Below are 17,423 nucleotides of genomic sequence, written 5' to 3'. Positions count from 1 at the left end.
AGGATCACGGCCGGCCGGTGATGACGGCGGCCAGGGTGGTGCCCCGGGGGAAGGCACCCGACTCGGCGAGGGCGACCAGCGCCCACAGCAGCTTGGCCACGTAGATCCGCTCGACGGGGAACCCGTGCCGCTCCTCGAAGTCGGCGGCGAAGGCCTCCAGGGCGGCCGGGACGCGGGCGTAGCCGCCGTGGTCGAACCCCTCGGCCAGGCTCCAGTCACCGACCGGCCCGCCGAAGGCGGCCTCTTGGAGGGAACGTATCTCCGCCCCCAGGAAACCGCCCGCGAGGACCGGTACGCCGAGGGCCCGCGCGTCGGGGCCGAGGCCGGCGGCCAGGCCGGCGAGGGTGCCGCCCGTGCCGCAGGCCACCGCCACCACGTCGGCCTCGCCGCGCAGCTCGTGGCCCAGCCCGGCGCAGCCCCGCAGGGCGAGGGCGTTGCTCCCGCCCTCGGGGACGACGTACGCGCCGGGGGCGCCGGCGTCGGCCAGCAGTCGGTCCCGCGTCCCGGGCTCGGCCTTGCGGCGGTAGTCGGACCGGGTCACGAAGCGCAGCCGCATGCCGTCCGCCGCGCACCGGGCGAGGGAGTCGTTGAGGGGGCGGTCGGCGAGTTCGTCCCCGCGGACGATGCCGGTGGTGCGCAGGCCGAGCAGCCGGCCGGCCGCCGCGGTGGCCCGCAGGTGGTTGGAGTAGGCGCCGCCGAAGGTGACGATCTCCTCGTGCCCGGCCTCCAGGGCCGCCCGGAGGTTGGGCGCGAGCTTGCGCCACTTGTTGCCGGGCAGCTCCGGGTGCACGAGGTCGTCCCGCTTGAGCAGCAGTCGGACCCCGTGCGCGACGAACCGTCCGTCGGCCGCCTCGACCAGCGGGGACGGCGGCCGGGGACGCAGTTCGGGGTGGTTCACCTCTTCATTGTCGGCCCGGGTGGGGTGCGGGGCGGTCCGTCACTTGAGGCGTTCGGCCACGCGGGCTCTCATCGAGGCCATCGTGAAGCCCCTGGGGTCGACCTTGCCCGGCTGCCATTCGAGGTGGCCGATGACCGACGGGGCGGTCCAACCGTGGACCCGGCAGAGGGCGGCCGCCGCGCGGGCGATGGCGTCGAGTTGGACGGCGGGCCAGGGGTCCTTGCCGTCGCCGAGGTTCTCGCACTCGAAGCCGTAGAAGTGGCGGTTGCCGTCGGTGTCCGCCTGGTGGTCGGCGGGCAGGCGCTTCTCCGCGATGACGGCGGCCAGGACGTCGGAGTCGCCGGAGCCGGCGTGGTTGGTCCTGCCGTGGCCGACCAGGTGGACCCGGCCGTCCTTGGCGATGACGCCGTGGCAGAGCGGGCCCGGCAGGTCGTCGTGTCCGTCGCGGCAGAGGGCGACGGTGTACGGGGTGCCGCGGGTGACGGTGTGGTGGATCATCACGCCGTGGACGGGGCCCCAAGGGCCCTTGTGGTTGCGGTTGTGGGTGCGCCAGGAGCCGACCTCGACGACGGTCAGGCCTTCGTTCCGGAGTGCGTTGATGAAACGGTCCGCGGACATGGGTGCGGCCATGGCCGCCTCCTTTGCGGTGCGTGAGAGACACACTCCGTGTGCGTCTCGTTACGTTCCGGTGTAGTGGAGGCGGCCCTTCCGGGGCTAGGGCGTTCGTACGGCGAGCGAGCGGATCCGGCCGGCCGTCAGGCCGACGCCAGCCACAGGTCCGGGCCGAACACCTCGTAGTGGATGTCCGACGCCGGCACGCCCTTGGCGATCAGCTGGCCGCGCACCGCCCGCATGAAGGGCAGCGGTCCGCACAGGTAGGCGTTCGTGCCGGGGGCGACCGGGACGTCCGTCAGGTCGACGAGGCCGGTGGCGTCGCCGGGCTCGGCCGCCTCCTCGTACCAGAAGCGGGCCGAGGCGTCGGCGAGCTTGTGGGTGAGGGCCCGGTGGTCGGCGCCCAGGGCGTGGTCGGCGGGGGAGCGGTCGGCGTGCACGACGGTGACGGGGGCGGTGTGCCCGGTCTCGGCCAGGTGCTCCAGCATCGACAGCATCGGGGTGCACCCGATGCCGGCCGAGGCGAGCAGTACCGGCGCGGAGCCGTCCCGCAGGACCAGGTCCCCGTACGGGGCGGAGACGCGGAGCCGGTCGCCCGTGCGGATCCGGGCGTGCAGGTGGTTCGAGACCTCGCCGTCGGGGCCGCCGGCGGCCGGGCCGTGCACGCGCTTGACGGTGATCGCGCGGATCGGGGAGCCGGGGGCCCGGGAGAGGCTGTACTGGCGGATCTGCCGGGCTCCGTCGGGGAGTTCGACCTGGACGGAGACGTACTGGCCGGGCCGGAAGTCGGGTGCGGGGGCGTCGTCGGCCGGGGTCAGGTGGAAGGTGGTGCAGTCCGCGGTCTCCTCGACCCGTGCGGCCACGGTCCACTCCCGCCACACGTCCCCGGCGAGGACCCGCTGCTCCTCGTAGAGGCGCTCCTCGATGGTGATGAGGGCGTTCGCCATCAGCCAGTAGACCTCGTCCCAGGCCTCGGCGACCTCGGGGGTGACGGCTTCGCCGAGGATCTCGACGATCGCCGCGAAGAGGTGGGTGTGCACGACCGGGTACTGCTCGCGGGTGACGCCCAGCGAGGCGTGCTTGTGCGCGATGCGGCCGAGCATCACGTCGGGGCGGGTGCCGGGGTTCTCGACCAGGTGCGTCGCGAAGGCCGCGATGGAGCCCGCCAGGGCCTGCTTCTGGAGGCCCGCGTTCTGGTTGCCGCGGTTGAACAGGTCGCGCAGGAGTTCCGGGTGGGCCGTGAACAGCTTGCTGTAGAAGAGCTCCGTGATCTCGCCGATCGCCGCTCCGACGGCGGGCAGGGTGGCGCGTACGGTCGCGGTCGACTTCTCGGACAGCATGGGAGCTCCTCGCTTAATTGGAATGTGGCATGCGTATTAAAGGGCCGAAAAAAAGGGTCCGCCGCGGTGCGGACATTCGTTCGGGGGTCCCTCGGTCTCAGGGTAGGCGGGCCGAACGGCGGACCGAACCGGCCATCCGGCCCGTGATGTCGGGCCCTTCGGCCCCTTCCCGGTCGGGGCCGGACGGCCGGGTGCCGGATCCGCCCGAGAGGCTCAGCAGCAGCGGTCCCGTCGGGCTCGCCACCAGGTCGTTCACCGTGAGCGGGTCCAGTGCGGCGAAGAACGCCTCCTGGGCCCGGCGCAGCGCGCCGCGCAAAACGCAGGCGCCGCGCAGCGGACAGGGGGTGGCGCCGTCGCAGTCCACGACGTCGCCGGTGCCCTCCAGTTCGCGCACCACCGCGCCGATCGAGGCGGCGCGTCCGGAGGTGGTGAGCGTCAGCCCTCCGCCCCGGCCCCGGCGTGCCTCGATCAGCCCCAGGTGCTGGAGCCGGGCGACCACCTTGGCGGTGTGGGTGTACGGAACCTCCATGGTCGCCGCCACATCACGGGTGGTGGGGAGGTCCGTCTCCTCGACGGCCAGGCGCATGAGCACGCGCAGCGCCAGGTCGGTGAATCGCGTCAGCCGCATGCCCACAGCGTAGAAACCTTGCATCGGGTATGCAAGTTAAGTCGTGATTCCGCCTCCACCGGTGCGCGTGGTGTGCGCGGTGCGTGCGGTATGGCCGGAAATAGCTGTTGAAGTCGATCCCTCCGGCCCGGTCGGACCGCAGAGCATGCCCACACCCACACGGAGTAGTCCCACCCTTTTGTGTAATGGTCCGGCTGCGTTGCGTACTGGAAGGCTTTCGTACCGCATATCCATGGAGTGATCGAAGGGGAAAGACATGTCGGTCCAGGCAGGTTCCGAAACCGAAGCCCAGACACCGCAGCGCAGTCTCGGCACCTCGGCCGCACGGAACTTGGCAACCACGACCAAGTCCGCGCCGCAGATGCAGGAGATCACCTCGCGGTGGCTCCTGAAGATGCTCCCGTGGGTCCCCGTGCAGGGTGGTACGTACCGCGTCAACCGCAGGCTGAGCTACTCCGTCGGCGACGGACGCGTGGAGTTCATCAAGACCGGGACCCAGGTCCAGGTCATCCCCGCCGAACTCGGCGAGCTGCCGCTGCTGCGCGACTACGAGGACGAGGCGGTCCTCACCGAACTCGCCAACCGGTGCCAGCAGATCGACTTCGAGCCCGGTCAGGAACTCACCTCCTTCGGCAACAGCTCCGACAGGGTCTTCCTGCTCGCCCACGGCCGCATCGACCACGTCGGCCCCGGCCCCTACGGCGAGGACGCCGTCCTGCGGACCGTCGCCGACGGCGCCTACTTCGGCGAGGACGCGCTCACCGACGGCGAGGCGATCTGGGAGTACACCGCCCGCGCCGCCACCCCCGGCACCGCCCTCGTCCTCTCCCGCCAAGACTTCCTGCTCCTCGCCGACCGGGTCGACTCCCTGCGCGAGCACGTCGAGAACGTCCGCACCCAGCCCGCCCAGCGCACCAACAAGTACGGCGAGGCCGCGATCGACCTCTCCGCCGGCCACCAGGGCGAGGCCGTGCTCCCCGGCACCTTCGTCGACTACGAGGGTCGACCGCGCGAATACGAGCTCTCCATCGCGCAGACGGTCCTGCGCGTCCACACCCGCGTCGCCGACCTGTACAACCAGCCGATGAACCAGACCGAGCAGCAGTTGCGGCTCACGGTCGAGGCGCTGCGCGAGCGCCAGGAGCACGAGATGCTCAACAACCGCGACTTCGGCCTGCTCCACAACGCCGACTACGACCAGCGCATCCAGCCCCACGACGGCGCGCCCACGCCCGATGACATGGACCAGCTGCTGAGCATGCGCCGCGGCTCCAAGATGTTCCTCGCGCACCCCAAGGCCATCGCCGCCTTCGGCCGCGAGTGCAACAAGCGCGGCCTGTACCCCGAGGCCATCGACATCGGCGGCAACCGGGTGCCCTCCTGGCGCGGGGTGCCGATCTTCCCGTCCAACAAGATCCCGATCAGTGACGCCCGTACGACCTCCATCCTGTGCATGCGCACCGGGGAGGAGGAGCAGGGCGTGATCGGTCTGCACCAGCCCGGCATCCCCGACGAGATCGAGCCGAGCCTGTCGGTGCGCTTCATGGGCATCAGCGAGCAGGCGATCATCTCGTACCTGGTCACCGCCTACTTCTCCGCCGCGGTGCTCGTCCCGGACGCGCTCGGCGTCCTGGAGAACGTCGAGATCGGCCGCTGGCGCTGATGACCCCCAACGCCCTCGCCGCGGGCGAGGGGCAGGAAGCGGCGGTCCTGCTGGAGCGCACCAGGGAGACGGTCAACCCGTGGCTGCGCCGCACGGTCGAGAGCCTGCCGGGCTCCATGCGGGACGTGGCGATGTACCACTTCGGCTGGCAGGAGGCGGACGGCACTCCGGCGGCGGGCAACGCGGGCAAGGCCATCCGGCCGGCGCTCGTGCTGGCCTCGGCGCAGGCCGTGGGCGGGCCGCCCGGAGTCGCCGAGGACGCCGTGCGGGCCGCGGTGGCCGTGGAGTTGGCGCACAACTTCACGCTGCTGCACGACGACGTCATCGACAAGGACGTCCGGCGGCGCGGCCGGGCCACGGCCTGGACCGTCTTCGGCATCCCGGACGCGGTCATCACGGGCGACGCCATGATGGCGCTCGCGCTGCGGCAGCTCGCCGAGGACCCGCACCCGGCCTCGGCGGCGGCCTCGGCCCGGCTCGCGGCCTGCGTCATCGAGCTCTGCGCGGGGCAGCAGGCGGACTGCGCCTTCGAGCGGCGGCCCGACGTGACCCTCGACGAGTGCCTGACGATGGCGACGGCCAAGACCGGGGCCCTGCTCGGTTGCGCCTGCGCCCTCGGCGCGCTGTACGCCGGCGCCGGGCCGGAGGAGGTCGACGCGATGGACGCCTTCGGCCGGGAGGCGGGTCTGGCCTTCCAGCTGATCGACGACCTGATCGGCATCTGGGGGGATCCGGGACACACCGGCAAACCGGCCGGTGCCGACCTGGTCGCGCGCAAGAAGTCCCTCCCGGTCGTGGCCGCCCTCACCTCGGGCACCGAGGCGGGGGCCGACCTCGCGGCCCTGTACGCGGGCCCGATGACCGCCGACGACGTACGGGACGCGGCCCGGGCGGTGGACCGGGCGGGCGGCCGCGACTGGGCGCAGGCCCATGCAGCCGACCGGATGGGCCGGGCGGTGCAGGAACTGTCCCGCGCCGTCCCGGACCTCGCGGCGGCCGGCGGACTGTTGGCGCTGGCGGAGTTCGTCACCCGGCGCACGAAGTGAACGCGTAGGGGGCGGGCCGGGCGCGCCCGTCGAGTGCGTGCGTCGCGCCGCTCACGGCGAGCGCGGCGGCTCGCGCGGGTTCCCGGGCCCGAGGCCTGTTCCGGCACCGCGGTGGTGCCGGAACAGGCCTTTCTGCGTCGGGGGGTCAACTCTAGGATCGTTCACGGTTGTTGACACGTGAGTGAAGGGTGTGACCTGTGGTGCTGGAGATACGCCAGGCGGATCATTCCGAGCGGGACGCGGTGGCGCGACTGCTCGACGAGGCCTTCCGGGACGACCCGGTCAGCACCTGGGTCTTCCCCGATCCGGAACACCGGGCCGCCGTGCACGGCAAGTTCCTCGGCGTCTTCGTGGACGTGGCCCTGGAGGAGGGCCGGATCGAGCGCACCGCCGACGGCGCCGCCGCCGCGCTGTGGCTGCGGGTCCCGGCGGGCGAGCCGGAGGGCGAGGACGAGGTCCCGGCGCGGATGCGCGCGGTGGCCGACCCGGACAACGAGCGCTGTGAGCTGGTCGGCCGGCTGACCGGGGAGGTCCATCCGACCGCCGAGGAGCACGAGTACCTGTTGATGATCGCCGTCGCGCCGGACCGGCAGGGCGAGGGGCTGGGCACCGAGCTGATCCGGCCGGTGCTGGAGCGCTGCGACCGCGACGGGGTGGCCGCGTACCTGGAGGCGAGCAGCGAGCGCAGCATGCGCCTGTACGAGCGGCTGGGCTGGGAGTTCACGGGCCGGACCGTGCAGTTGCCCGACGGGCCCCCGATGTGGCCGATGTGGCGCAAGCCGCGGGGCTGAGGCGCTCGCGTCCCGGGTTCCCCGAAAATGGAGCTGGGCAAAGTACTTCAGATGAAGTACTTTGCTTGATGTGCCCCGGAGCGGTGGCACGGTCCAGTGGAAGAGAATCGCTTGCGCAAGCTCACGTACTTCATCGCCACCACGGTCGACGGCTTCATCGGGGCCCCGGACGGCGACGCCGAGTTCATGTACTCCTGCGTCGACCCCGAGTTCGTGGGCCACCTGGCGGCCGAGTACCCGGAGACGATCTCCGCCCTGGGCCGTGCCCAGCTCGGCATCGAGGACGTCGCCCCGAAGAGGTTCGACGCGGTCCTCATGGGTCGCCGCACCTACGAGCCGGGCCTCAAGGTGGGTATGACCAGCCCCTACGGCCACCTGAGCGAGCAGTACGTCGTCTCGCGCACCCTCGTCGAGGCCCCCGACCAGCAGGTGACGCTGATCGCCGGGGACGTGGTCGAGAAGGTCCGCGAGCTCAAGGCGCGGGACGGGCTCGGCATCTGGCTGTGCGGTGGCGCCGACCTCGCCGGGCAGCTCGCCGACGAGATCGACGAGTACGTCGTCAAGACCTACCCGGTCGTCGTGGGGACCGGCATGCCGATGTCCCGGGCCGGCTTCGGCGTGCGCCCGCTGGAGCTGACCGGCTGCACCGTCCTCGGCGGCGGCCAGACGGTCACCTGCTACACCGTCAAGCGCTGACCCGCCGAGCGCGCGGGAACCGGCCCGCCGCCGAGGCGTGACCGGCGGTCCCGGAATCCGTGCGCACCGGAGCGGTCGCCCCGAGGGCCGGGCACGAGCAGCAGACGTGCCCGGCCCCCGGGAGCCCCGTCGAGACGCCGGTCGGACGTCGGCGGGGCACCTCCGAAGGCCCGGCGGGGCGCCTCCGGAGGGACCGCGGGGAGGTCGTACGCCGGTCGGTCAGCCCTTCGAACCGAGGCCCGACGCCGCCAGACCGTTCGCCCAGAGCTGGTTCACGCGCGCCCGCTCATTGCTGTTGGGGGTGGCGTTCTGGCACGAGGTGCCCGGCCCGCCGCCCGACATCAGCTCGCTGCACGGACCCGAGTAGCGGTCCGGCAGTCCCAGCACGTGACCGGTCTCGTGCGAGGTCACCCGGGTGGAGTTGTACTGCTGGTTCTGCCGGTAGTCCAGGAAGATGTAGCCCCGGCCGTGTCCGTCCGTGCTCGCGTACGAACCGCGGGAGTCGTTGCCCTCGCGGTACGAGAAGTTCCCGCCGGAGGACACCTCCTGGAGCTTCACGTTGGTCACCGAGCTGTTCCAGATCCGCGTGGAGTTGGCTATCTGGGTGCGGAAGCTGGGCGCGCTGCGGGTGTTGTAGGTGACGGTCACCGCGAGGACGCCCGGGTTCGCCGCGCGCTGCTCGGCGACCGAGCGCTGCACGGCGTCGAAGAAGGCGCGGTTGGCGCTCTCGTTCTCCTGCGAACGCTCGTACGCCGCGTAGGAGGACGGGGAGCCGGCGGGGGTGGCGGCGGTGGCGGTGGGGACGATGCCGCCGAGCGCGGCGGCGACGCCGAGACCGACGGCGGAGGCCAGAGTGGCCTTGCGGGAGTGGCGCATGTGGGGGAGCTCCTACTCATCCGGTGTGGGGGTGGTGGTTCGGTACCGGAGTCTGCGGGAGCGGATGGGGCCGGCGGATGATGTCAGAGCCCGATAACACCGGCCTATCGGGAGGTTTTCGGGAGGCCGACTGGCGTGAGAATGGCGGGATTCGGGGGGCTATCGGCGGCTGGTGCGGGCCACCGGCACCGCCCTACCCTCGGGTCATGGAGCTTGAGGTGAGGCACCTGCGCGCGCTGTGCGCCATCGCCGACGCCGGCAGTCTGCACAAGGCGGCGCGGCAGCTCGGCGTGAGTCAGCCCTCGCTGACGACCCAACTGCGGAGAATCGAACGGGCCCTGGACGGCGAGCTGTTCCTGCGCGAGCGGACGGGCTGCCGGCCAACGCCCTTCGGGCGCACGGTACTCGGACGGGCCCGGCCCTTATTGGCCGAAATGGCCGCGCTGGTCGCGGAGGCGCGGGCGGCCGCCCACGGACCTCGGCTCCGGATCGGCTCGACCGCGAGCCGGGCCCTGCCGGGTTGGCTGCGAAGACTCCACCGAAGACACCCGGACGCGGAGACCTCGCTGGTCGTCGACGTCTCGGCCAACGCCCTGCTGCGGATGGTGGACGCCGGACAGCTGGACGTGGCGTTCGTCCACGAGGTGGAGGGCAGCCCGCTCCGGGTGCCGGCCGGGCTGCAACTGCACGTGCTGATGGAACGCGAGCCGCAGTTCGTCTCCATGTCCCGGGACCATCCGGCGGCGAGCTCGTCCATCGTGAAGCTGGCGGACCTGGCGCGGGACCGGTGGACCGTCGATCCCTCCGTGGACGGCGAGTGGGACGGGCTGCGCAGGGTGTTCGCCGGGGCCGGCCTCGACCCGCCCGTCCTGCACGCCGACTACCACACGGCCACCTCCCTGATCGTCTCGGGCGAGGCGGTGGCGCCCTGTCAGCCCACGTCCGGACCGCGGGAGGACATGGCCATCCGGCCGCTGTCGGGGGACCCCCTCGCCGTGAGGCTGCTGCTCGCGACCCGGCCGGGCGCGCACGCCGAGGTCTTCGAGGACCTCCGCGCGGCCTACCGCGAGGTCGCCCTGAGCACGCCGCCGTACCGGGCGTGGCTCCGGCACCACGGGAACCGGCTGCTGGTGGCCTGAGCCCACCCGCCCCGCGCGCGGCCCCACCCCGCCCGCCCACCGCCGCCGGCCGCGGCGGTCGCGTGTCGCGGGGCGGATTCCGTTGTATCGCGACATGCTGCTTGACTTCCCCGAGCCGCGATATATCGTGTTCTCAACGAGACGCGATATGTTGCGTGCGTCGTCCACGAGGAGGAGCAGCACCATGACAGAGCAGATGACGTGGTCCGTCGCCGCGCCCCAGAAGCTCGACTTCGAGCAGCCGGTGACGGAGCTGCGCGTGCGCGTCGTCGGCGGCACGGTCAACGTGGTCGCCGCCGACGAGGGCCCGGCCCGGCTGGAGGTCGCCGAGGTGGACGGCCCGCCGCTGCTCGTGGTGCAGGAGGGGGGCGCGCTCACCCTGTCCTACGAGGACCTGCCCTGGAACGGTGCGCAGGGCTTCAAGAAGTGGTTCGAGGGCAAGCCGTGGAAGGCCTGGTCCGGGTCGTCCGAGGACGGCCGCAAGGCCTGGGAGCGCAGCGTCACCGTGACCGTCGCCGTGCCCGCCGGCACCCGCGTCCAGGTGGCCGCCGTGAGCGCCGCGACCTTCGTGTCGGGCATCGCGGGCCCGGTCGACGTCAACGGGGTCTCGGGCGACACGACGCTCGTCGGTCTCTCCGGCCGGGTCAAGGCGCACACGGTCTCGGGCAGCGTCGAGGCGCAGTCCGTCACCGGTGAGCTCGGCTTCCACTCGGTCTCCGGCGGCCTGACGGTGGTCGACGGCTCCGGCGGCAACGTACGGGCCGACTCGGTCAGCGGGGACATGCTCATCGACCTCGCCCCGGACGCGGCCGCGCCGAAGCCGGTGGACATCTTCCTGAACTCGGTCTCCGGCGAGGTCGCCATCCGCCTCCCGCACCCCGCCGACGCCAAGGTGGAGGCCAACACCGCCACCGGCGGCGTCTCCAACGCCTTCGAGGACCTGCGGGTCTCGGGTCAGTTCGGTGCCAAGCGGATCACCGGCACCCTGGGCACCGGCGCGGGCACCCTGCGGGCCACCACGGTCTCCGGTGCCATCGCGCTCCTGCGCCGCCCCCAGGCCGAGGCCGACGCCCCCCTCCAGCTCGACAAGAAGGTGCTCTGACATGCCCCCCGTCTTCGCCCACGGCCGCCTCCGCCTCTACCTCCTCAAGCTGCTCGACGAGGCCCCGCGCCACGGGTACGAGGTGATCCGGCTGCTGGAGGAGCGCTTCCAGGGCCTGTACGCGCCGTCCGCCGGCACCGTGTACCCGAGGCTGGCCAAGCTGGAGGCGGAGGGGCTCGTCACCCACGCCACCGAGGGCGGGCGCAAGGTGTACTCGATCACCGAGGCCGGCCGCGCCGAGCTCGCCGACCGGGTCGGTGAACTCGCCGATCTGGAGCTGGAGATCCGCGACTCGGTGTCCGAGCTGGCCGCCGAGATCCGCGACGACGTCCGGGGCGCCGCCGGTGACCTGCGGCGCGAGATGCGGGCGGCAGCCGCTGCCTCCGCGACGGCGACCCAGGTCGAGGACGAGTCCTGGAAGGCCGCCAAGGAGGAGCTCCGCAAGGCCAAGGCCGAGTGGAAGGAACAGGCGCGTCGGGCGAAGGACGAGAGCCGTCGGGCCCGCGAGGAGGCCCAGCAGGCCCGCCGGCAGGCCAAGGAGGCGCAGGAGCGGGCCCGCGAGGAGGTCCAGCGGATCGCGGCGCAGCTCCAGGAGCAGTTCACGAAGCCGGGCGGGGTCCTCGGCAACCTGGCCGGAGCCTGGCTGGGCGGCAACGGCGGCAACGGCGGCCACGGCGGCCACCCGGGTCACGGGGGCGACCCCGACCACGGTGGTGCCGCCCGGGCCGCCGGGACGGCGGCGCCGGACCACGGCTGGGCCGAGGACCTGACGGCCGGGGCCGACCCGGCGCGGGACCTGGACCGGCTGCTGGACCGGTTCCGCGACGACGTGCGCGACGCGGCCCGCGACCACGGTGTGACCCCGGCCCAGCTGGCCGAGGCCCGCGCCCACCTCGCGGCGGCCGCCACCCGCATCGCGGCGGGGCTGCGCCCGGGGGCGTAGACCCGCCGCCGGCCCGCCCCTCAGGCGGCCGTGTCCCGCTCCGCCGTCGCGTACGTGACGCCGTGGTCCGCGAGGACCTCGGCGACCGTGCCGGGTCGGGACAGCAGGGCCAGCAGCAGGTGCAGGGTGCCGATGTGACGGTCCTTGCGGCCCAGGGCGATCCGCAGGGACTGCTCCAGGGCCTTCTTGGCGCCCTGGGTGAAGGGGAAGTGGCGCTGCTCGGGATCCGGGCGCCCCAGCGCGGAGCGCAGCGAGGAGCCCAGCGTCCGCCGGCGCGGGGCGGCCGGGGCCAGCGCCCCCGAGCCGTGGCTCTCCTCGATCCGGGAGACGATCTCCCCGAGGTCGATGCCGAGCCCGGCCAGCGCCTCCTCGTCGGCCCGGGACATGCCCCCGCGCCGCCGGGCCTCGGCGAGGGCGGCCGTCACCGACTCCCGGTCCACGCCCAGTGGGTCGAGGGCGCCCAGGGCCAGTAGGGACAGCAGCAGGTGTTCCTCGGCCACGGTGGAGGCGCCGGTCCGGCGGGCCTCCGCGACCGCTCCCGACACGGCGTCGCGGGCGTCCCGGGTGAAGCGTTCGAACATCACAGCCTCCCGTGTTTCTTGTGCACGGCCTGCCGGCTGACGCCCAGCTCGGCCGCGATCTCCTGCCAGGACCAGCCCTGGGCGCGGGCACTGCGCACCTGTACGGTCTCCAGCTGCTCCAGCAGCCGCCGGAGCGCGGCCACGGCGCGCAGGCCCACGCGGGGGTCCCGGTCTCCTGCTCGTTCGGCGAGATCGGTGGCTTCCGTCATGCGTGTCAATGTAGGTTGACACGGGAGGGGTGTCAACCCACATTGACGAACGGCGGGGTGCGGAGGCGTCGGCGCGGGGGTGATCAGACCGTGAGGACGACCTTGCCGAACAGGTCGCCGGACTCCAGCTTCTCGAAGCCCTCGCGCGCCCGGTCCAGGGGCAGCACCTCGTCGATGACGGGCCGCACGCCGGTCGCGGCGCAGAAGGACAGCAGGTCCTCCAACTCGTCCTTGGTGCCCATGGTCGAGCCGACGACCTTCAGCTCCAGGAAGAAGATGCGCGTCAGCTCGGCGTGCGCGGGCCGGTCACCACTGGTGGCGCCGGAGATCACCAGGGTGCCGCCCGGCCGCAGCGACTTGATCGAGTGCGACCAGGTGGCGGCGCCCACGGTCTCGATGACGGCGTCCACCCGGTGCGGGAGCCGTGCGCCGGGCTCGAACGCCTCCGTCGCGCCCAGTTCCACGGCCCGCTCGCGCTTGGCGGCGTCGCGGCTGGTCGTGAAGACCCGCAGACCGGCCGCCCGACCCAGGACGATCGCGGCCGTGGCGACCCCGCCACCCGCGCCCTGTACGAGGACGGAGTCGCCGGGGCGGACGCCGGCGTTGGTGAAGAGCATCCGGTACGCCGTCAGCCAGGCCGTGGGCAGGCAGGCGGCCTCCGCGAAGGACAGCTCGGCCGGCTTGCGCAGGACGTTCCAGGCGGGGACGGTCACCTGCTCGGCGAAGGTGCCCTGGTAGCGCTCGGTCAGGATCGACCGGGGCTCGTCCGGGTCGACACCGTGGCCGCTCTGGCCGATCACGGAGTGCAGGACGACCTCGTTGCCGTCCTGGTCGATCCCGGCGGCGTCACAGCCGAGGATCATCGGGAGCTTGTCCCCGGAGAGGCCGACCCCGCGCAGCGACCACAGGTCGTGGTGGTTGAGGGAGGCGGCGCGGACGTCGACGGTGACCCAGCCCGGACGGGCCTCCGGCGCCGGGCGTTCGCCCAGTACGAGGCCGCTCAGCGGCTGGTCACGGTCGATTCGGGCGGCGTAGGCAGCGAACATGCCGCGACGCTACCGCTCGGTAGGGTCGGATTCCAGAGCTACCGGGGCCGGGTCGTGAGGCCTTCGTCGCACCGGCCGGGCGCCGGACCCGCGGGGGCGGGCGCGGCCGTCCGGCACAAAGGGGCGAGGCCCGGCCGGAACGTTCCGGCCGGGCCTCGCCCGTGGTGCTGCGTTCCGCGTGGATCAGACCAGGCGGGCCACTCCGTCGGCCTTCGCCGCGGCGGCGACCGCGGCCGAGACGGCCTCGGCGACGCGCGCGTCGAACGGGGAGGGGATCACGTAGTCGGCGGCGAGCTCGTCACCCACGACGCCGGCGATGGCGTCGGCGGCGGCGATCTTCATGCCTTCGGTGATCCGGGTCGCGCGGACCTTGAGGGCCCCGGCGAAGATGCCCGGGAAGGCCAGCACGTTGTTGATCTGGTTCGGGAAGTCCGAACGGCCCGTCGCCACGACCGCCGCGTACTTGTGCGCGACGTCCGGGTGGACCTCCGGGTTCGGGTTGGCCATGGCGAAGACGAACGCGTCCTTCGCCATCGAGGCCACCGCCTCCTCGGGCACGGTGCCGCCGGAGACGCCGATGAAGACGTCCGCACCGGCCAGCGCCTGCTCCAGGGAGCCGGTCCGCCCCGTCTTGTTGGTCAGGCCCGCGATCTCGGCCTTGACGTCCGTCAGGTCCGAGCGGTCCGCCGAGACGACGCCCTTGCGGTCGGTGACGCAGACGTCGCCGATGCCCGCGTCCACCAGGATCTTGGCGATGGCGATGCCCGCGGCACCGGCGCCCGAGATGACGGCCCGCAGGTCGCCGAGGGTGCGCCCGGTGAGCTTGGCGGCGTTGCGCATGGCGGCCAGCGTCACGATGGCCGTGCCGTGCTGGTCGTCGTGGAAGATCGGGATGTCCAGCGCCTCCTGGAGGCGCCGCTCGATCTCGAAGCAGCGGGGCGCGGAGATGTCCTCCAGGTTGACCCCGCCGAAGGACGGAGCGAGACGGATGACCGTCTCGATGATCTCGTCCGTGTCCTTGGTGGCGAGTGCGATCGGAACCGCGTCCACGCCACCGAACTGCTTGAAGAGAATGGCCTTGCCCTCCATCACGGGGAGGGAGGCTTCCGGGCCGATGTCACCGAGTCCGAGCACCGCGGTGCCGTCGGTGACGACGGCGACCACGTTGGACTTCCAGGTGTACTCGTTGACCAGGTCCGGCTGCTCGGCGATGGCGCTGCACACCTTCGCCACGCCGGGGGTGTACGCGAGGGACAGGTCGTCCTTGTTGAGGACGGGCACCGTGGCCTGGATGGCCATCTTGCCGCCCCGGTGCAGTGCGAACACCGCGTCGGGGTTGTTGTCCGTCGCGCTGTCACTGCGAGGGTTGACGATCTCCGCTGCCACTTTGTGTGACCCCTTAAGTCCTTTGAATCGTTGAGGGTGGCCACTCCTGGTTAAGGGGTGGGCGGGCACCGCGTCCGTGCTCCTCGTCGACGGTTGGACCGTCTCCGCGGAGGGGAGGTTCGTACGCGCGGGCGCGCCGCACGCGCGCCCTGAGCCCCGGATGAGGGGTGTAAGGATCTGTTCTACCCGAAGAACGCTCGGCCGGACGAGTCGATTCCCGCACGATCGTAGGCTCCTTGTCCGGGTTTTGGCTAAAAGTCCAAACCTGGATGTCCAGCAGACGAGACGCGCCGCAAAAACTGAGGCGAAAGCGGCTGGTCACGGGCTTTTGTGCGGCGCTGACAGCCGTTCCCCGCAGTCCTGTTGGGTGATCGGGTACGCCCGTTATCTGATTTTGACCTTATGGGCAGCCTGAATGCGTCAGTCCGAATGGCAAGATGCCGTAATCACACAAGGTCGCGACACTCGATGGTGCGTGCCCCGACCGTTCTCGGATGCTTTTCCACCTGCCGGAGGAACCAGCTCATGACCGCAAGCACCACCCGTCGTACGACCGCCGCCCGGTCCCGGATCGCCGCGGTCGGCGCGATCGCGGTCACCGGTGCCCTGATCCTCACGGGCTGTGGCGACCAGACCGACTCTGGCTCCTCGACCCCCTCGGCCAAGACCGACAACAGCGCCCCGCTGTTCTCGAAGCTGCCGAAGAAGATCCAGGACGCCGGTGTCGTCAAGGTCGGTTCCGACACCGCGTACGCCCCGATGGAGTTCGTCGACGGCGGCAAGATCGTCGGTGTCGACCCCGACATCGCCGAGGCCCTGGGCAAGCAGCTCGGTGTGAAGTTCCAGTTCACCTCCGGCACCTTCGACGGCCTGATCACCTCGCTGGAGACGGGCCGTCAGGACGTCGCCATGTCGTCGATCACCGACAACAAGAAGCGCCAGGAGGGCCTGGACGACAAGGGCGCCAAGATCGGCAAGGGCGTCGACTTCGTCGACTACTTCTCCTCCGGCGTCTCGCTCCTCGTCAAGAAGGGCAACCCGGACAACATCAAGTCGCTCGACGACCTCTGCGGCAAGACGGTCGCCGTGCAGCGCGGCACCACGTACGAGGACACCTTCAAGGCGCAGGCCGAGAAGTGCGGCGACAAGAAGCTCACCATCGAGGCCTTCGACACCGACGCCGAGGCGCAGACCCGCGTCAAGGCCGGCGGCGCCGTTGCCGACCTGAACGACTTCCCGGTCACCGCGTACACCGCGAAGACCTCGGGCGGCGGCAACGACTTCGAGGTCGCCGGCCAGCAGGCCGACGTCGGCCTCTTCGGCATCGCGGTCTCCAAGGAGAACACGCAGCTCCGCGACGCCATCAAGGAAGCGCTCGACGCCATCATCAAGGACGGCTCCTACGCCAAGGTCCTGGAGAAGTGGAACGTGAAGGACAGCGCCGTGCCGTCCGCCACGATCAACGCAGGCAAGTGACTCCCGAGCGAGCGCACCACTGAAGGGCAGTCATTGTGACTGACAAGATCGACAAGGGTCCGGCCGCAACCCCGCCGGCCGGGCCCGGCGCCTCGGGCACCACCTACGAGGCCATCAAGGCCATCCCCGTCCGCCACTACGGCCGCTGGATCAGCGCCGTGGTCGTGGCGGTCCTGCTCGCCTGGCTCGTCTACGCCTTCTCCCAGGGCAAGATCATCTGGGCGACGGTCGGTGACAAGCTGTTCGACCCGGCGGTCCTCGCAGGCCTCGGCAACACCATCATCATCAGCATCTCCGCCATGGCGCTGGGCCTCGTGCTCGGCATCCTGTTCGCGGTGATGCGGCTCTCGAACAACCCGGTCACGAGCTTCGTGTCCTGGCTCTACATCTGGTTCTTCCGCGGCACCCCGGTCTACGTACAGCTCCTCGTGTGGTTCAGCCTCCCGCTGATCTTCCAGTACATCAACCTCGGTCCGATCTACAAGAACGAGACCGTCGACGTCATGACGCCGTTCATGGTCGCCCTGCTGGGCCTCGGCCTGAACGAGGGCGCCTACATGGCGGAGATCGTCCGCGCGGGCATCCAGTCCGTCGACGAGGGCCAGAGCGAGGCCTCGCACGCCCTCGGCATGACCCGGACGCAGACCATGCGCCGCGTCGTGCTGCCCCAGGCGATGCGCGTGATCATCCCGCCGACCGGCAACGAGTTCATCAACATGCTGAAGACCTCGTCCCTGGTCTCGGCGGTGCAGTACACCGAGCTCCTGCGGGCCAGCTCCAACATCGGCAGCACGGCCGGCGCGGTCATCGAGATGTACTTCGTCGCCTCCATCTGGTACCTCGCCCTCACCAGCGTCTTCAGCGTCGGGCAGTACTACCTGGAGCGGCGCTACGCCCGCGGTTCGCTGCGCAGCCTGCCGCCCACGCCGTTCGAGCGGCTGAAGGCCAACCTGAACATGTTCCGCCGTACGGAGGTGGCGAAGTGACCGCC

17 protein-coding genes and 1 pseudogene are annotated in these 17,423 nt (G+C 71.6%); 9 read left to right on the top strand and 9 right to left on the bottom strand.

Translation table 11 applies throughout. From position 1 onward, the window contains the following. Nucleotides 1-4: 4 nt before the first annotated feature. The 4 genes and pseudogenes from ACZ58N_RS04560 to ACZ58N_RS04545 form a co-directional block, all read right to left on the bottom strand. The gene (locus tag ACZ58N_RS04560; protein ID WP_471155549.1) at nt 5-898 is read right to left on the bottom strand and encodes a 1-aminocyclopropane-1-carboxylate deaminase/D-cysteine desulfhydrase; all 894 of its coding nucleotides are present in this window, start codon (nt 896-898) and stop codon (nt 5-7) included. A gap of 39 nt (nt 899-937) precedes the next feature. Next, complete coding sequence (locus ACZ58N_RS04555) at nt 938-1,528, bottom strand: N-acetylmuramoyl-L-alanine amidase (protein WP_471155547.1); 591 nt, start codon at nt 1,526-1,528, stop codon at nt 938-940. A gap of 125 nt (nt 1,529-1,653) precedes the next feature. After that, nucleotides 1,654-2,850, bottom strand: a complete 1,197-nt coding sequence (locus tag ACZ58N_RS04550) for a globin domain-containing protein (protein WP_471155545.1) — start codon at nt 2,848-2,850, stop codon at nt 1,654-1,656. A 193-nt stretch (nt 2,851-3,043) separates the two neighbouring features. Continuing rightward, nucleotides 3,044-3,478, bottom strand: a pseudogene (locus ACZ58N_RS04545) (RrF2 family transcriptional regulator); the annotation flags it as partial. Nucleotides 3,479-3,734: 256 nt separating this feature from the next. On the opposite strand from ACZ58N_RS04545, the gene ACZ58N_RS04540 reads away from it, so the two are divergent. From ACZ58N_RS04540 to ACZ58N_RS04525, 4 genes are all read left to right on the top strand, one after another. Then, nucleotides 3,735-5,141 carry a family 2B encapsulin nanocompartment shell protein gene (locus ACZ58N_RS04540; protein ID WP_471155542.1) on the top strand — a complete coding sequence of 469 codons (1,407 nt, stop codon included), beginning with the start codon at nt 3,735-3,737 and terminating at the stop codon, nt 5,139-5,141. Next, complete coding sequence (locus ACZ58N_RS04535) at nt 5,141-6,187, top strand: family 2 encapsulin nanocompartment cargo protein polyprenyl transferase (protein WP_471155540.1); 1,047 nt, start codon at nt 5,141-5,143, stop codon at nt 6,185-6,187. Before ACZ58N_RS04540 ends, ACZ58N_RS04535 begins: the two co-directional genes overlap by 1 nt. A 197-nt stretch (nt 6,188-6,384) precedes the next feature. Further along, on the top strand, nt 6,385-6,978 hold the full coding sequence (locus ACZ58N_RS04530) for a GNAT family N-acetyltransferase (protein WP_471155537.1): 594 nt from the start codon (nt 6,385-6,387) through the stop codon (nt 6,976-6,978). A 111-nt stretch (nt 6,979-7,089) separates the two neighbouring features. After that, entirely contained in the window at nt 7,090-7,674 is a 585-nt protein-coding gene (locus tag ACZ58N_RS04525; RefSeq protein ID WP_471155535.1) for a dihydrofolate reductase family protein, read from the top strand. A 219-nt stretch (nt 7,675-7,893) separates the two neighbouring features. Here the strand turns inward: ACZ58N_RS04525 and snpA are convergent, their stop codons facing one another. After that, nucleotides 7,894-8,550, bottom strand: a complete 657-nt coding sequence (gene snpA / locus ACZ58N_RS04520) for a snapalysin (RefSeq protein ID WP_471155533.1) — start codon at nt 8,548-8,550, stop codon at nt 7,894-7,896. A gap of 206 nt (nt 8,551-8,756) precedes the next feature. Here snpA and ACZ58N_RS04515 point away from each other — a divergent pair, with 206 nt between their 5' ends. From ACZ58N_RS04515 to ACZ58N_RS04505, 3 genes are all read left to right on the top strand, one after another. Continuing rightward, nucleotides 8,757-9,689: a LysR family transcriptional regulator gene (locus tag ACZ58N_RS04515; protein ID WP_471155530.1), complete on the top strand. Its 933-nt coding sequence runs from the start codon at nt 8,757-8,759 to the stop codon at nt 9,687-9,689. A 184-nt stretch (nt 9,690-9,873) separates the two neighbouring features. After that, the gene (locus ACZ58N_RS04510) at nt 9,874-10,791 is read left to right on the top strand and encodes a DUF4097 family beta strand repeat-containing protein (RefSeq protein WP_471155528.1); all 918 of its coding nucleotides are present in this window, start codon (nt 9,874-9,876) and stop codon (nt 10,789-10,791) included. A gap of 1 nt (nt 10,792) precedes the next feature. Continuing rightward, nucleotides 10,793-11,734: a PadR family transcriptional regulator gene (locus ACZ58N_RS04505; protein ID WP_471155526.1), complete on the top strand. Its 942-nt coding sequence runs from the start codon at nt 10,793-10,795 to the stop codon at nt 11,732-11,734. A gap of 20 nt (nt 11,735-11,754) precedes the next feature. Here ACZ58N_RS04505 and ACZ58N_RS04500 read toward each other — a convergent pair whose 3' ends face one another. From ACZ58N_RS04500 to ACZ58N_RS04485, 4 genes are all read right to left on the bottom strand, one after another. Beyond that, nucleotides 11,755-12,315 carry a Clp protease N-terminal domain-containing protein gene (locus ACZ58N_RS04500; RefSeq protein ID WP_471155524.1) on the bottom strand — a complete coding sequence of 187 codons (561 nt, stop codon included), beginning with the start codon at nt 12,313-12,315 and terminating at the stop codon, nt 11,755-11,757. Further along, nucleotides 12,315-12,524 carry a helix-turn-helix domain-containing protein gene (locus ACZ58N_RS04495; RefSeq protein ID WP_079429728.1) on the bottom strand — a complete coding sequence of 70 codons (210 nt, stop codon included), beginning with the start codon at nt 12,522-12,524 and terminating at the stop codon, nt 12,315-12,317. The genes ACZ58N_RS04500 and ACZ58N_RS04495 overlap by 1 nt, the downstream gene beginning before the upstream one ends. Nucleotides 12,525-12,607: 83 nt before the next feature. Further along, the gene (locus ACZ58N_RS04490; RefSeq protein ID WP_471155522.1) at nt 12,608-13,570 is read right to left on the bottom strand and encodes a zinc-binding dehydrogenase; all 963 of its coding nucleotides are present in this window, start codon (nt 13,568-13,570) and stop codon (nt 12,608-12,610) included. Nucleotides 13,571-13,753: 183 nt separating this feature from the next. Continuing rightward, on the bottom strand, nt 13,754-14,956 hold the full coding sequence (locus ACZ58N_RS04485) for an NAD(P)-dependent malic enzyme (protein ID WP_389710510.1): 1,203 nt from the start codon (nt 14,954-14,956) through the stop codon (nt 13,754-13,756). Nucleotides 14,957-15,481: 525 nt separating this feature from the next. Here ACZ58N_RS04485 and ACZ58N_RS04480 point away from each other — a divergent pair. Both ACZ58N_RS04480 and ACZ58N_RS04475 read left to right on the top strand, forming a co-directional pair. Beyond that, nucleotides 15,482-16,432 (top strand): ABC transporter substrate-binding protein, encoded by a 951-nt coding sequence (locus tag ACZ58N_RS04480; protein ID WP_385585723.1) that lies wholly within the window; start codon nt 15,482-15,484, stop codon nt 16,430-16,432. A gap of 35 nt (nt 16,433-16,467) precedes the next feature. Continuing rightward, nucleotides 16,468-17,418, top strand: a complete 951-nt coding sequence (locus tag ACZ58N_RS04475; RefSeq protein ID WP_388889162.1) for an amino acid ABC transporter permease — start codon at nt 16,468-16,470, stop codon at nt 17,416-17,418. The last annotated feature ends 5 nt before the right edge of the window (nt 17,419-17,423 follow it).

The organism is Streptomyces sp. NPDC040432 (genome assembly GCF_055595445.1).
This window is presented reverse-complemented; position numbering and strand designations above follow the sequence as displayed.

What these genes read in the sequence shown, in the direction of transcription:
- ACZ58N_RS04555 (WP_471155547.1), bottom strand. Translation starts at nt 1,528, where the DNA reads ATGGCCGCACCCATGTCCGCGGACCGTTTCATCAACGCACTCCGGAAC.
- ACZ58N_RS04550 (WP_471155545.1), bottom strand. Translation starts at nt 2,850, where the DNA reads ATGCTGTCCGAGAAGTCGACCGCGACCGTACGCGCCACCCTGCCCGCC.
- ACZ58N_RS04540 (WP_471155542.1), top strand. Translation starts at nt 3,735, where the DNA reads ATGTCGGTCCAGGCAGGTTCCGAAACCGAAGCCCAGACACCGCAGCGC.
- ACZ58N_RS04535 (WP_471155540.1), top strand. Translation starts at nt 5,141, where the DNA reads ATGACCCCCAACGCCCTCGCCGCGGGCGAGGGGCAGGAAGCGGCGGTC.
- snpA (WP_471155533.1), bottom strand. Translation starts at nt 8,550, where the DNA reads ATGCGCCACTCCCGCAAGGCCACTCTGGCCTCCGCCGTCGGTCTCGGC.
- ACZ58N_RS04515 (WP_471155530.1), top strand. Translation starts at nt 8,757, where the DNA reads ATGGAGCTTGAGGTGAGGCACCTGCGCGCGCTGTGCGCCATCGCCGAC.
- ACZ58N_RS04510 (WP_471155528.1), top strand. Translation starts at nt 9,874, where the DNA reads ATGACAGAGCAGATGACGTGGTCCGTCGCCGCGCCCCAGAAGCTCGAC.
- ACZ58N_RS04505 (WP_471155526.1), top strand. Translation starts at nt 10,793, where the DNA reads ATGCCCCCCGTCTTCGCCCACGGCCGCCTCCGCCTCTACCTCCTCAAG.
- ACZ58N_RS04500 (WP_471155524.1), bottom strand. Translation starts at nt 12,315, where the DNA reads ATGTTCGAACGCTTCACCCGGGACGCCCGCGACGCCGTGTCGGGAGCG.
- ACZ58N_RS04495 (WP_079429728.1), bottom strand. Translation starts at nt 12,524, where the DNA reads ATGACGGAAGCCACCGATCTCGCCGAACGAGCAGGAGACCGGGACCCC.
- ACZ58N_RS04490 (WP_471155522.1), bottom strand. Translation starts at nt 13,570, where the DNA reads ATGTTCGCTGCCTACGCCGCCCGAATCGACCGTGACCAGCCGCTGAGC.
- ACZ58N_RS04480 (WP_385585723.1), top strand. Translation starts at nt 15,482, where the DNA reads ATGACCGCAAGCACCACCCGTCGTACGACCGCCGCCCGGTCCCGGATC.